Origin of the sequence: Bradyrhizobium sp. B097, from assembly GCF_038957035.1 — a bacterium.
Lineage (GTDB): Bacteria > Pseudomonadota > Alphaproteobacteria > Rhizobiales > Xanthobacteraceae > Bradyrhizobium.
Window position 1 is genome coordinate 3004986 of record NZ_CP152412.1, and the last position, 12437, is coordinate 3017422.

A 12437-nucleotide genomic window follows, 5' to 3' on the forward strand; every position below is an offset into this window, starting at 1 on the left:
ATCGAGGGGAGTTGCGAACATGAATGCATTGATCCGAATCCTGCGCGCCCGGCGTTTCGCCGCACGCGCGGCCGCGCGGCTCATGCTGACCGGCGCCGTGGCGCTCGGGCTGGCGGCTCCGGCTGTTGCCGAGCCGCCGCTCGAAAAGACCGAGATTCGCTACCAGGGCTGGGCCGGCCAGGTGACGTTCACGGAATTGGCCGATGACCTCGGCTATCTCGCGCCGCTGAAGCTCAAATGGGTCGGCAACACCATCAGCGGACCGCAGGACATCCAGACTGTCGTCACCGGCGATACCGACATCGGCGGTGCGTTCTATGGCGCGATTCTCAAGCTGATCGCGGCGAGAGCGCCGATCAAGGCGGTGATCGGCTATTACGGCTCCGACGCCAACACCTATCAGGGCTACTTCGTCAAGGACGACAGTCCGATCAAGACGGCGCGCGACCTGATCGGCAAGAAGGTTGCGGTCAATACGCTGGGCGCCCATCTCGAATTCGTGCTCCGCGAATATCTGGCACGGAATGGCCTCAGCGCCAGCGAGGCGAGGCAGGTGACGCTGGTGGCGATACCGCCGGTGACCGGTGAGCAGGTGTTGCGCCAAGGCCAGGTTGAAGTGAGTACGCTCAGCGGCGTGCTGCGCGACAAGGCGCTGGAGCGGGGCGGCATCCATTCGCTGTTCAACGATACCGATCTGTTCGGCCAGTTCACCGGCGGCGCCTATGTGCTGCGGGACAAATTCATCAAGGACAATCCCAATGCATCGCGCAAGCTGGTCGAGGGCATCTCGCGCGCGATCCAATGGGCGCAGACCACGCCGCCGGAGGAGGTACGGGCCCGGTTCGAGAAGATCGTCGCGGAACGCAAGCGCAATGAGGATGCCTCCCCGATCAAATACTGGAAGAGCACCGGCGTCGCGTCGAAGGGCGGCCTGATCTCCGACGGTGAAATCCAGATCTGGATCGACTGGCTTGTGAAGGACGGCTTGTTCAAGCCGGGGCAGCTCAAGGCGTCGGATACCTATACCAACGAGTTCAACTATTTCCGTCCCGGCAGGACGGCGGAGGCGCGATGACGACCTCGGCCAAGATCCGCTTCGAGCGGGTTCGCAAGGAATTCGTGACAAGGGGCGAGGGTGGCCGGCCGGCGGGCCGCTTCACGGCGCTGGAAGACATCACGCTGGACGTTCGCTCAGGCGAATTCCTGGCGCTGGTCGGCCCGAGCGGTTGCGGCAAATCCACCTTGCTTGACCTCCTGGGCGGGCTCACCACGCCGACCAGCGGCCGCATTCTGCTCGACGGCCAGCCGATCACCGGGCCGGGCCGTGATCGCGGCATCGTATTCCAGCAATACGCGCTGTTTCCGTGGCGGACCGCGGCGCAGAATGTCGAGTTCGGGCTCGATATCGCCGGTCTCAAGGCCGGGCAGCGTCGTGAGGTCGCGCGGCATTTCCTCGATCTGGTCGGCCTGTCCGGCTTTGCCGACCGCTATCCGCATGAGCTCTCCGGAGGCATGAAGCAGCGCGTCGCGATCGCGCGAAGCCTCGCCTATGACCCGGAGGTGCTGCTGATGGACGAGCCGTTCGCCGCGCTCGATGCGCAGACGCGCGAAACGCTGCAAGGCGAGCTGCTGCGGATCTGGCGCGCCACCGGCAAGACCATCGTCTTCATCACCCATGGCATCGATGAGGCGGTCGTGCTCGGCCAACGGGTGGCGGTGATGACGTCGCGCCCGGGCCGCATCAAGCAAATCATCGACATTCCCGAGCGCTTGCGCAGCGAATCCGAAGACGTTCGCGCGCTGCCGGAGTTCGGTCAGGTGAGGCACGAGGTCTGGAGCCTGCTCCGCGACGAGGTGCAGAGGGCCCAGCAGGTCCAGTTGGCTGACGCCGCCGGCGTGCGTCGTCCGGGTCACGAAGTGACGGAGATTGCCCATGTCTAGTCTTGAAGTGTTGGCATTGCTGGAGCTCGGGCAGGGGCGCCGTGAGCAGTTCCAGGCTCGCCGGCCGCCATTGACGGATCGGTTGCGCAAGGCGTTTCGTGGCCTGGCCACACTCGGGCATCGCTCGTTGCTGGTGATCATGCTGTTGGCCGCCTGGGAGGCGGTGCCGCGGCTCGGGTTGATCGATGCGGTGTTCCTGCCGCCATTCTCGGAGGTGATCGCGGCCGGCTGGCAGCTTGCGCAAACCGGCGAGCTCTACGACGACGTCTCCGCCAGCCTGCTGCGGGCCCTGAGCGGATTTCTGATCTCGGTCGTCTTGATCGTCCCGCTCGGGCTCGTCGTCGGCTGGTACAGCCGACTCGGCGATCTCCTGAACCAGTTCATCGAGATCTGCCGTAACACGGCTCCGCTGGCACTGCTGCCCGTGTTCATTCTGCTGCTCGGGATCGGCGAATTGTCCAAGATCACGATGGTGATCTATAGCTGCGCCTGGCCACTGCTGCTGAACACCATTGCTGCCGTGAAGCAGGTCGATCCGCTGTTGATCAAGTCGGCGCGGACCATGGGCGCGACGCCGCAGCAGCTGTTCCGCAAGGTGATCTTGCCGGCGGCGCTTCCGACCATCTTCGTCGGCATTCGCCTCGCCAGCGCGTCAGCCATGCTGGTGCTGGTGGCGTCCGAAATGGTCGGTGCCAAGGCCGGCCTTGGCTATCTCATCATCAACAGCCAGTACAGTTTCCTGATCCCGCAGATGTACTTCGGCATTCTCGGAATCACGGTGATCGGTCTGGCGTGCAATGCCATTCTCGAGGCGATCGAACGGCATTTCATGCGCTGGAAGGCGCCGGTGGCTGGCTAGGCGGAAGCGCTGCTGCCGCCCGGCGTGTTGCGCGCGGTGGCCTGGGTCACCACGCTGTTCGGCGGGACGTCCCGGGTCAGCCAGACGTTGCCGCCGATGGTCGAGCCGCGGCCGATCGTGATGCGGCCCAGGATGGTCGCGCCGGCATAGATGACCACGTCGTCCTGGACGATCGGATGACGGGCGTCGCCCTTGATCAGGCTGCCTTCGTCGTCGATCGGGAAATGCCGCGCGCCGAGCGTAACGGCCTGGTAGATGCGGACATTGTCGCCGATGATCGCGGTTTCCCCGATCACGACGCCGGTGCCATGATCGATGAAGAAGCCCGAGCCGATGCTGGCGCCGGGATGAATATCGATGCCGGTCCGGGCATGCGCGATCTCCGCCATTAGGCGTGCCACCAACCGGGCCCCGAGCCGGTACAGGAGATGAGCAAGGCGGTGGTGGATGATCGCGGTCATGCCGGGATAGCCGATCAGGATCTCCGGAAAGTTTCGCGCCGCCGGATCGCCGACAAAGGCCGCGCGCAGATCGTTGACAAGAAGCCCGCGCACTTGCGGCAATTGCGCGGCGAATGCGCGCGTCAGTTCGACGGCGTCATGGCGCTGGAAGCCCGGTTCGAGCTCGTCGCCGACGAACAGGGCCGCGCGGTGGATTTGCGCGTGGAGCGAGTCCAGCGCAATGCTCAAGGTGTTGCCGACAAAGTAGTCGATGTTCTCGCCGTCGAGATCCGATTGGCCGTAGTGCCGCGGGAACAGCGCCTCGGTGAGGTCGTCAAGGATCGTTTCCAGCGCATCGCGCGATGGGGCGCGCCGCGGATCGCCGTCGCGCCGAATGCTGTGGGTGTCTTCCCTGGAGACGCGCAGCTCGGCGACGATCCGGTCGAGCTGCCAGCGGCCCGGTAGGCTGCCGGCAACGCCGGCCGATGATGGTGGCGACTGGGGCGGCATTTCGCGCTTCATGGCGTGCCTCTCCTTGCCCTAGCGGACGTGGGCCAGTGGAATACTGACTTCGGCGAGCAGATCGAGATCGGCCTCGTGATCGATCTGCACATACTGTCCGTTCCAGTAGGTGAGGCCGGACAGGCGGTGCGACACGTCCATGCTGGACAGGCGACCCACGATGATGCCGTGAGAGTGCCGTTCGATGATCTCCTCCACCTGGCATTCGACCGTGGCAAGCGAATGGTCCAGCAGCGGGACGCCGGAAGCACCGGGGGTCCAGGCCGTTCCGTCGAAACGCTGCCTGCCTTTCAGGCGGCTGTCGCTGAACCGTTCCGCCAGCGCCTGCTGGTCCGAGCCGAGGATGTTGACGCCGAAGAGCCGGTGGCGGGCGATCGGCTCAAACGAGGAGGCCTGCCGATTGATGCTGACCAGGAGCCGAGGCGGCGAGGCGCTCAGCGGCGTCAGCGAGGTGACGGTCATCCCGGTGATGTCATCGCCGCGTCCCGCTGTGACGACGCAGACGCCGCCGGCGAGGCGGCGCATCACCAGCCGAAACTGCAGCTCGATCTCGTGATCCGCGTCGACCAAATGGATGTCCGGCTTGCTCATCGGGTTTCTCCCTCTCGTCGCCGCCGGATCTGCTTCCGATCAGAAGAAACCCTTGGCGGGTAGCGGTGTGCCGCTGATCTCATATTGCCCGATCGAGCGGGCCTTGAAGGTGTTCGGGTTATGCGAGGCCAGGGTCCGCGCGTTGCGCCAGTGGCGGTCGAAATTGGTCGCCTTCTTGGTGGCGGACGCGCCGCCGACATCGAACAGCAGGCTGCCGCTGCGGATCGCCAGCTCATCGGCGACAATCTTGGCTTTTGCCGAGAGCAGCGCAGCCTTGTGCGCGGCGTCGATAGCGGCGGGATCGCCGGCGTCGAATGCATCGGTGGCGGCGTCGAGGGCCTCTGCCGCCGCGAGCACCACGGTCTCGGCGGCAAACGCGCCGCTGGCGATCTGGCCGACGGTCTGCTGCAGCAACGGGTCGTCCGCCGGTATCTCGCTCGGTGCATAGTAGAACGTCCGCTTGCGCGATCGCACCAGTTCGGCCGCATCCTGCAGCACCGCGCGCGCGATGCCGGCGTTGATGGCGGTCAGGAACAGCTGCGCGAACGTGTTGGCGTAGGGAATGCCGTAGCCGGCGTCGGGGGCGTCGAACACCGCCTCTTGGCGCTTGATGCGCACGTTGCGGAAGTGCGTGGTCCCGGTTGCAGTCAGCCGCTGGCCGAGCCCGTCCCAATCGTCGATCAGCTCGATACCCTCGCGGTTGACCGGGATGAGTACCGCCGCATTGGCGCCTGTCGTATCGGCCGTGCGCACCAGCACATAGTCGGAATAGAGCGTTCCGGTGCTGTAGTATTTGGTGCCGTTGAGCAGATAATCGTCGCCGTCGGCGGTCAGTGTGGTGTTGGGCGTGACATTGCCGACCTTCGGGGTATCGAGTTCGGTGGCCGCGAGCCCGATGATCGCGCCGTCGGCGACGGCCTTCTGCCATTGCCGGTGCTGCTCGTCCCTGGGGCGACGCACCAGCCGTTCGACCACGCTGAAGTGGTTGCGCAGGATATGCGCGACGTTGGCGTCGGCGGCGCCGAGCCGGATCACGAGTTCGAACAGCGTGCGGATCGACGCGCCCGCGCCGCCGACATCCGCCGGAAGCCGCAATGCGCCGAGATGCGCCTTGCGAATGAGATCGACCTCGGCGAATGGCAGGATGCGTTCACGCTCGCGATGAGCTGCCCCCTCGGTGATACGGCTCAGCAGCGCCTCGATGTCAGGGGGGCGGCTATCCAGGCGATCGGACGGCTGCAGGGAGGTGGCTGATATGGGCTTGTTCATGGATGTCGGCCTGGAGTGATGATCTTTGCTCAGTTGCGCATTCGACTGCGGTCGAACTGGGATCGTTCAGATGACGCAAACTGTCCCACGATTTTTCGCCAACAGAAATAGAGCGGTATTTCAATTGTCGTGAGATTTGGAGTTTTCTGATTTGTCCGCGCGCGCGGTGCGGCAAGGAAAATCTTTTGATGTGACGTTGCTTGATCTCCAGCCGCGTCTTCGTGAAAAGCAAAGCGACAAAGCGCAATTCGGAGATCGCCAATGACGATACGACCGCTTCGCTTCGGGATCTGGGCATTGGTGCACGGTTCGCGCGCTGCCTATCAGGATCCAGAGGAACCCTACGACGCATCGTGGGAACGCAATCGCGACCTCGTGATCGCGGCCGAGGCGCTGGGCTACGACTCCACGCTGATCGCGCAGCACACCATCAATCCGCATCAGGAGGATCTCGATCAGCTCGAGGCCTGGAGTGCCGCTGCCGCACTTGCCGCGCTGACCAGCCGGATCGAGATCATCGCCGCCATCAAGCCCTATCTCTATCATCCGGTCGTGCTGGCGAAGCTTGCGCTTGGGATCGAGAACATTAGCCGCGGCCGCTTCGCGATCAATCTGGTCAATGCCTGGAACCGGCCCGAGCTCGACAAGGCCGGCATCGGCTTTGCCGAGCATGACGCCCGCTATGCGTATGGCCGCGAGTGGATCACCGTGGTGTCACGCCTGATGCAGGGCGAGCGGCTGACCTACAAGAGTGAGCATTTCGATGTCAGGGACTATGTGTTGCGGCCCGGCAGCCTCTACCGGCCGCGGCCGTTGATCTATGTCGGGGGCGAATCCGAGCCGGCGCGCGCATTGGTCGCCGATCACGGCGATGTCTGGTTCATCAATGGACAGCCGCTCGACGACGTCGCGGGCCTGATCGCCGACGTGGCCGCGCGGCCGAGAGCCACGGGTCCGCTTCGCTTCGGGCTGTCCGCCTTTGTGATTGCGCGCCAGACCCGGGCTGAGGCCGAGGCGGCCTACCAGCGGCTGCTCGAGCTCTCCAGAAAGGATGCGCCAATGAAGGCGATCCAGAAGCAGAATACCGATCCCAAGGTCGTGATGATGCAGACCATGCAGAAATCGCCGCGGGTTGGCAGCAATGGCGGCACGGCTGCGGGATTGGTCGGGAGCTATGACGAGGTGTCGGCCCGCATCCGGGGCTTCCATGCCGCCGGCATTGAGCTCTTCATGTTGCAGTTCCAGCCGTTCGAGGCCGAGATGGAGCGCTTTGCGAAGGAGATTATCCCGCGCGTTCGTGCGCAATCACCCGCCGGTGACAAGCTCGCACATCCGGCCGGCTCGCGCTGATGCGTCAGGCGCTGGTGGCTGTCGCCGCTTGTCGCGCAAAGCGGCTGACCGGCCGTGGCAATCCAAAATGCTCGCGCAGGGTGGTGCCCGTGTAATCGCGCCGGAACAGCCCCCGTTGCCGCAGGAGCGGCACCACGGTGTCGACGAACACGTCCAGCCCGGTCGGCAATACGTCCGGCATCAGGTTGAAGCCGTCGGCCGCGCCCGCCTTGAACCAGGCCTCGATGTCGTCGGCGATCTGCTCGGGCGTGCCGACGATGATCCGGTGGCCGACGCCGCCACCGAGGGCGCGCAGCAATTGACGGACGGTGAGATTGCCGCGGCGCGCGATGTTGACGGTTCCCTGAAACATGGTGTGGTTGGCGTTGGCCGGCAGCGGCAGAGGATCGGGCAGGGGTTTGTCGAGATCGAGGATAGCTGGATCGACCTGCAATGTGGCGGCCAGTCGCGCAAGGCTGTATTCGATCGGAACCAGCTCCCAGAGCTCGTCTTGCCGCCGCTTGGCTTCCGCTTCCGTGCTGCCGATGACGGTCGCGAGCCCCGGCAGAATCACGATGGAGCTTCCGGCGCGGCCGTACGCGGCAGCCCTGGCACGCAGATCGCGTGCATAGGCGACGCCTTCGTCGATCGTTTGCGCCAGCGTGAACACCGCTTCGGCCTGCGCGGCGGCGAGGTCGCGGCCGTCGCTCGATCCGCCGGCCTGAACGGTGACGGGACGTCCCTGCGGCGAACGCGGCACGTTGAGCGGGCCGGCCACGCTGTAATGGGTGCCGCGATGTCCAATCGGGTGCACCTTCGTAGTGTCGACGAAACGCGCCGCCTCCTTGTCGCCGACAAAGGCATCGTCCTCCCAGCTGTCCCACAACGCATGGACGACTTCGGCGAACTCCTTGGCCCGGTCGTAGCGCGCCTTGTGCTCAAGCACGGTAGGAAGGCCGAAGTTGCGGCTGGCCGAGGCATCGGCCGTGGTTACCGCATTCCAGCCGGCGCGGCCGCCGCTCGCCAGATCCAGCGTCGCGAAGCGGCGTGCGATGTTGTAGGGCTCGTTGTAGGTCGTCGAGGCCGTCGCGATCAGCCCGATATGGCTGGTCGCGGCGGCGACGGTTGCCAGCACGATGGTCGGCTCCAGCGACATGAAGGAGCGGTAGTCGATGCGGTCGGTGATGGCGGGCGTGTCGGCCAGGAAGATCGCATCGAGCTTGCCGCGTTCCGCGATCTGGGCGACGCGCACGTAGTGGCCGACGTCGAAACAGGCACGCGGATCGCTGTCGGGCAATCGCCAGGCCGACGCATAGACGCCGGAGTGCAGAAGATTGACGTTGAGGTGAAGCTGACGATGAGACATGGCGGCCGTATCTGCGATGATGCTTGTCGCTAGATATCGGCATGATGCGCGCGGGAAAATGCGTCGCGGCCCGGAGCGCGCAAAAAGAAATATCCGTCCCCGCCGGCGAGCCTTGTGCGCAAGCTCGTGTCGCGTTGTTCGCCGCCGACGCAACATCCGGCATGCGGCGACACGAATCTTCTTTGCGCGGAGGGGCAGGTGAAAGCTTCGTCCAACTCTTCGCAAATATCTGAAATTGCCAGTCGGGCTCGCGCGCGCAACGATGTGTCGTGGCGCGCCTTGCGCCGTGACCGATCCGCCTGGAGCTTTCCATCATGCCGAACCCAACTCATCGCGCCGAACGCGTGTCCGCGCCTGAAGGCTCGGTCGCGTTCGAGGCCGACGTTCTGGTGATCGGTGGCGGTCCTGCAGGGACCTGGGCCGCGGTCAGCGCCGCCGAGCGCGGCGCACGGGTGGTGCTCGCCGACAAGGGATTTTGCGGCACCTCGGGCGCCACCGCCGCAGCGGGAACGGGCGTCTGGTACATTGATCCAGATCCGGCCCTGCGCGCGGCCGCGATGGCCAATCGCGAGAAGATGGGCGGCTATCTCCAGGATCGCCGCTGGATGGCGCGCGTGCTCGACAGCACCTATCAGCACAGCAATCGCCTGGCCGATTGGGGATATCCCTATCCGGTGGATGGCCGCGGCAAGTCGCAGCGCAACTCGCTGCAGGGCCCCGAATACATGCGTTTGATGCGCAAGCGCACCAAGCAGGCCGGCGTCACCATTCTCGACCACAGCCCGGCGCTTGAACTGCTCGTCGACGACGACGGGGCCGTCGCCGGCGCCAGCGGCGTGCGCCGGCAGAAGCAGGATCGCTGGACGGTGCGGGCCAAGGCGGTCGTGATCGCCACCGGCGGCTGTGCATTCCTCAGCAAGACGCTCGGATCGAACGTGTTGACCGGCGACGGTTATCTGATGGCCGCGGAGGTTGGTGCCGAATTCACGAGCATGGAGTTCTCCAACCCTTACGCGATCTCACCGGCGTTCGGCTCGGTGACCAAGACGTTGTTCTACAGCTGGGCCAGCTTCACCTATGACGACGGCAGCGTGGTGCCCGGCGCGGCGTCGAAGGGCGGGCGATCGGCGATTGCGCTCGCCCTGCTCGAGGGCCCGGTCTATGCCCGGCTGGACAAGGCGGATGACGATGTGCGGCATCATATGCGCGTATCGCAGCCGAATTTCTTCCTGCCGTTCGATCGCACCGGGATCGATCCCTTCAAGGACCGCTTTCCCGTCACGCTGCGGCTGGAGGGGACCGTCAGGGGGACCGGCGGCCTTCGTATCGTTGACGACAGTTGCGCCACCAGCGTGCCGGGGCTCTATGCGGCCGGCGACGCGGCGACGCGCGAATTGATCTGCGGTGGCTTCACCGGTGGCGGCAGCCACAATGCCGCCTGGGCGATGTCGTCCGGAGCCTGGGCCGGGCAGGGCGCCGCTGACTATGGCACTCAGGTCGGACCAACTGCCAGGCGCACATTGTCGTCCGCGGGCGCCGTGGCGTTTCGAAGCCGGCAGCGCCGTGCATTCGCGCCGGCCGCGCTGGCGAGGGCCGTCCAGGCCGAGGTCTTCCCGTACGAGCTGAACTACTTCCGCGAGGCATCGCGCTTGCAGGGCGCGCTCGGGCGTCTCGACGCAGCATGGCGTGATGTGTCGGAAGCGGACGCCGCCGACAGATCCGAGATCGTGCGGGCGCGCGAGGCCGCAGCGATGCTGGCGACCGCGCGGTGGATGTACCGCAGCGCGCTCGCCCGTCAGGAAAGCCGCGGCATGCATCGCCGCGACGACTTCCCCGACCTGGACAGCCGGCAGCGGCATTATGTGACGACCGGCGGCCTCGACGAGATCTGGACCTCGGCCCGGCCCCATGCCGCGGCCAGCTATGCGGAGGCTGCGGAGTGATCGAGGTTATCGACGGCGAGCGCTGTACGTCCTGTGATATCTGTGTCAACGTTTGCCCAACCAACGTGTTTGACAAGACGGACGGAATTCCGGTAATCGCCCGGCAAGGCGACTGCCAGACCTGCTTCCTCTGCGAGCTCTATTGTCCCGAGGATGCGCTCTATGTTTCGCCCTTTGCGGATCAGGCGCAGCCGATCGACGTCGTTGCGCTCAAGCAAACGGACAGCATGGGCAGCTATCGCCGGGCCGTGGGCTGGACCGATGAGACCAGCGAGCGCCGCGGCGTTGACCGCAGCTATTTGCTCTTTGGTCATTGAGGCGCGGCCGCGCGCGTGGCGACCAAGACGACCTTATGGACTGACTGAATGAACGTGCATCAATCCCTGACGGCAGCGGAACCTGTCGAGACGCTGTTGCCATTGGCGCATCCGCGGACCACGGCCGATGCCATGGTCCGGTTCGAGCAGGTCTCGAAGGCCTATCCGGCCTACCGCGACAAGCCGAGCGTGCAGGCGCTGAAAGACATCGACTTCGCAATTCCGCGTGGCTCGATCACCGGTGTGATCGGGCGTTCCGGTGCCGGCAAGTCCAGCCTGGTGCGGCTGATCAACGGTCTGGAGAAACCATCGAGCGGCCGTGTCGTCGTCGACGGCCGCGATATTTCCGGACTTTCGGGCCGCGATCTGCGCCTGGCGCAGCGCTCGATCGGCATGATCTTCCAGCATTTCAATCTGCTCTCGTCGCGCACGGCCGCCGACAATGTCGCGCTGCCGCTCGAGATCGCGGGCTGGTCGAGGCGCGACATTGCGGTCCGCGTCGCGGAGCTGCTCGAGCTCGTCGGCATCGCGGACAAATATGATCGCTACCCGTCCGAGCTGTCGGGCGGCCAGAAGCAGCGCATCGGCATCGCCCGCGCGCTGGCGACGCGGCCGAACGTCCTGCTGTCAGACGAGGCGACGTCGGCGCTCGATCCGCAAACGACCCGTTCGATCCTCGATCTCCTGGCCAACATCAATCGCGAGCTTGGCGTCACCATCGTCCTGATCACCCACGAAATGTCGGTGGTGCGTCAGCTCGCCAAGGAAGTCGTGGTGATCGACGGCGGTCATATCGTCGAGCGTGGTCACGTCGCCGACATCTTCACGCATCCCGCGCATCCGGTCACGCAGGCATTCCTCTCCGAGGTGATCGGCGACAGCGTTCCGGTGTCGCTTGCAAGTCGCTTGCAACCGCAACCGGTTGCCGGTGGTCACGCCGTCATTCGCGTCCAGGTTCGCGGAGCGGATGCCGGCGACACCATCGTCGCCCGCCTTGCGCGCGAGCTCTCGATCGACGTCGCGCTGCTGTCGGCGCGGATCGATGAGATCGGCGGGCAACATGTCGGCTTGCTGTCGCTGGGTATTCCCGGCGGCGAGGCCGCGGCCGACAAGGCGGCATTGTATCTCTCCAAGAATAACCTCCCGGCGGAACGTCTCGGCTATGTCGCGTGAACTCATCAACCTGATCGTTCAGGCCACCGGCGAGAGCCTGTTCATGGTGTCGATCGCTGCCTTGATCGCCACGGCGTTCGGACTTCCGATCGGCGTCTTCCTGGCCACCAGCCGCAAGGGGGAGTTGTTCGCGGCGCCGGCGGTCAACAGCGTACTGGGCATCATCGTCAATGCGACACGCTCGACGCCGTTCATCATCCTCGTGGTTGCCATCATCCCGTTCACGCGCCTGATCGCCGGCACCTCCATTGGTTCGGGCGCAGCGATCGTCCCGTTGACCATCGCCGCGATGCCATTCATCGCCCGATTGGTCGAGGCGGCGATCCGTGAGGTCGATGCCGGGTTGATCGAGACCGCGTCGTCGTTTGGCGCCAGCCCTCTGCAAATCGTACTCAAGGTCCTTATTCCGGAAGCGCTGCCGGGCCTCGTGCTTGCGTTGACACTCGCGGTCGTCAGCCTGCTCGGCTATTCGGCGATGGTCGGAGCGGTCGGCGGCGGCGGGCTGGGCGACCTCGGCATTCGGTATGGCTATCAGCGTTTCATGCCCGAGATGATGCTCGCGGTCGTCGTCGTCCTGATCGCGCTGGTGCAGACGGTGCAGACGGCCGGCGACTATCTCGCCCGCCGCGTCAACCGCCGCCTGCGCCATCGCTGACACCGGCCACGACCTCTTCGGCGCCCTTTTTC

General features: G+C 65.2%; 12 protein-coding genes. 8 read left to right on the forward strand and 4 right to left on the reverse strand.

The genetic code is table 11. The features are described 5' to 3' along the window. Positions 1–19 precede the first annotated feature (19 nt). From AAFG07_RS13865 to AAFG07_RS13875, 3 genes are read left to right on the forward strand one after another with little or no spacing between them, the layout of a single operon-like run. Entirely contained in the window at positions 20–1075 is a 1056-nt protein-coding gene (locus AAFG07_RS13865; protein WP_342727761.1) for an ABC transporter substrate-binding protein, read from the forward strand. Beyond that, positions 1072–1941 carry an ABC transporter ATP-binding protein gene (locus AAFG07_RS13870; RefSeq protein ID WP_342727762.1) on the forward strand — a complete coding sequence of 290 codons (870 nt, stop codon included), beginning with the start codon at positions 1072–1074 and terminating at the stop codon, positions 1939–1941. Before AAFG07_RS13865 ends, AAFG07_RS13870 begins: the two co-directional genes overlap by 4 nt. Continuing rightward, positions 1934–2800, forward strand: coding sequence for an ABC transporter permease (locus tag AAFG07_RS13875; protein ID WP_342727763.1), 867 nt, complete (start codon positions 1934–1936; stop codon positions 2798–2800). The genes AAFG07_RS13870 and AAFG07_RS13875 overlap by 8 nt, the downstream gene beginning before the upstream one ends. Here AAFG07_RS13875 and epsC read toward each other — a convergent pair. Genes epsC through AAFG07_RS13890 form a run of 3 tightly spaced genes read right to left on the reverse strand, consistent with a single transcriptional unit; the run spans position 2797 to position 5622 of the window. Next, complete coding sequence (gene epsC, locus AAFG07_RS13880; RefSeq protein WP_342729149.1) at positions 2797–3750, reverse strand: serine O-acetyltransferase EpsC; 954 nt, start codon at positions 3748–3750, stop codon at positions 2797–2799. The two genes, AAFG07_RS13875 and epsC, sit on opposite strands and share 4 nt — an antisense overlap. 30 nt (positions 3751–3780) lie before the next feature. Further along, positions 3781–4353 (reverse strand): flavin reductase family protein, encoded by a 573-nt coding sequence (locus AAFG07_RS13885; protein ID WP_342727764.1) that lies wholly within the window; start codon positions 4351–4353, stop codon positions 3781–3783. Positions 4354–4392: 39 nt separating this feature from the next. Further along, positions 4393–5622: an acyl-CoA dehydrogenase family protein gene (locus tag AAFG07_RS13890; protein WP_342727765.1), complete on the reverse strand. Its 1230-nt coding sequence runs from the start codon at positions 5620–5622 to the stop codon at positions 4393–4395. A gap of 261 nt (positions 5623–5883) precedes the next feature. Here AAFG07_RS13890 and AAFG07_RS13895 point away from each other — a divergent pair, with 261 nt between their 5' ends. Next, positions 5884–6972 carry an LLM class flavin-dependent oxidoreductase gene (locus AAFG07_RS13895; protein WP_342727766.1) on the forward strand — a complete coding sequence of 363 codons (1089 nt, stop codon included), beginning with the start codon at positions 5884–5886 and terminating at the stop codon, positions 6970–6972. A 4-nt stretch (positions 6973–6976) separates the two neighbouring features. Here the strand turns inward: AAFG07_RS13895 and AAFG07_RS13900 are convergent, their stop codons facing one another. Then, the gene (locus tag AAFG07_RS13900) at positions 6977–8317 is read right to left on the reverse strand and encodes an LLM class flavin-dependent oxidoreductase (RefSeq protein WP_342727767.1); all 1341 of its coding nucleotides are present in this window, start codon (positions 8315–8317) and stop codon (positions 6977–6979) included. 314 nt (positions 8318–8631) lie between these two features. On the opposite strand from AAFG07_RS13900, the gene AAFG07_RS13905 reads away from it, so the two are divergent. From AAFG07_RS13905 to AAFG07_RS13920, 4 genes are read left to right on the forward strand one after another with little or no spacing between them, the layout of a single operon-like run. Further along, the gene (locus AAFG07_RS13905; RefSeq protein ID WP_342727768.1) at positions 8632–10260 is read left to right on the forward strand and encodes an FAD-binding protein; all 1629 of its coding nucleotides are present in this window, start codon (positions 8632–8634) and stop codon (positions 10258–10260) included. After that, entirely contained in the window at positions 10257–10577 is a 321-nt protein-coding gene (locus AAFG07_RS13910; protein ID WP_342727769.1) for a ferredoxin family protein, read from the forward strand. Before AAFG07_RS13905 ends, AAFG07_RS13910 begins: the two co-directional genes overlap by 4 nt. Positions 10578–10625: 48 nt before the next feature. Beyond that, positions 10626–11750, forward strand: a complete 1125-nt coding sequence (locus AAFG07_RS13915; protein ID WP_342727770.1) for a methionine ABC transporter ATP-binding protein — start codon at positions 10626–10628, stop codon at positions 11748–11750. Continuing rightward, complete coding sequence (locus AAFG07_RS13920; protein WP_092115686.1) at positions 11740–12405, forward strand: methionine ABC transporter permease; 666 nt, start codon at positions 11740–11742, stop codon at positions 12403–12405. Before AAFG07_RS13915 ends, AAFG07_RS13920 begins: the two co-directional genes overlap by 11 nt. The last annotated feature ends 32 nt before the right edge of the window (positions 12406–12437 follow it).

What these genes read in the sequence shown, in the direction of transcription:
- AAFG07_RS13870 (WP_342727762.1), top strand. Translation starts at nt 1,072, where the DNA reads ATGACGACCTCGGCCAAGATCCGCTTCGAGCGGGTTCGCAAGGAATTC.
- AAFG07_RS13905 (WP_342727768.1), top strand. Translation starts at nt 8,632, where the DNA reads ATGCCGAACCCAACTCATCGCGCCGAACGCGTGTCCGCGCCTGAAGGC.
- AAFG07_RS13875 (WP_342727763.1), top strand. Translation starts at nt 1,934, where the DNA reads ATGTCTAGTCTTGAAGTGTTGGCATTGCTGGAGCTCGGGCAGGGGCGC.
- epsC (WP_342729149.1), bottom strand. Translation starts at nt 3,750, where the DNA reads ATGCCGCCCCAGTCGCCACCATCATCGGCCGGCGTTGCCGGCAGCCTA.
- AAFG07_RS13895 (WP_342727766.1), top strand. Translation starts at nt 5,884, where the DNA reads ATGACGATACGACCGCTTCGCTTCGGGATCTGGGCATTGGTGCACGGT.
- AAFG07_RS13900 (WP_342727767.1), bottom strand. Translation starts at nt 8,317, where the DNA reads ATGTCTCATCGTCAGCTTCACCTCAACGTCAATCTTCTGCACTCCGGC.
- AAFG07_RS13890 (WP_342727765.1), bottom strand. Translation starts at nt 5,622, where the DNA reads ATGAACAAGCCCATATCAGCCACCTCCCTGCAGCCGTCCGATCGCCTG.
- AAFG07_RS13915 (WP_342727770.1), top strand. Translation starts at nt 10,626, where the DNA reads ATGAACGTGCATCAATCCCTGACGGCAGCGGAACCTGTCGAGACGCTG.
- AAFG07_RS13865 (WP_342727761.1), top strand. Translation starts at nt 20, where the DNA reads ATGAATGCATTGATCCGAATCCTGCGCGCCCGGCGTTTCGCCGCACGC.
- AAFG07_RS13885 (WP_342727764.1), bottom strand. Translation starts at nt 4,353, where the DNA reads ATGAGCAAGCCGGACATCCATTTGGTCGACGCGGATCACGAGATCGAG.
- AAFG07_RS13920 (WP_092115686.1), top strand. Translation starts at nt 11,740, where the DNA reads ATGTCGCGTGAACTCATCAACCTGATCGTTCAGGCCACCGGCGAGAGC.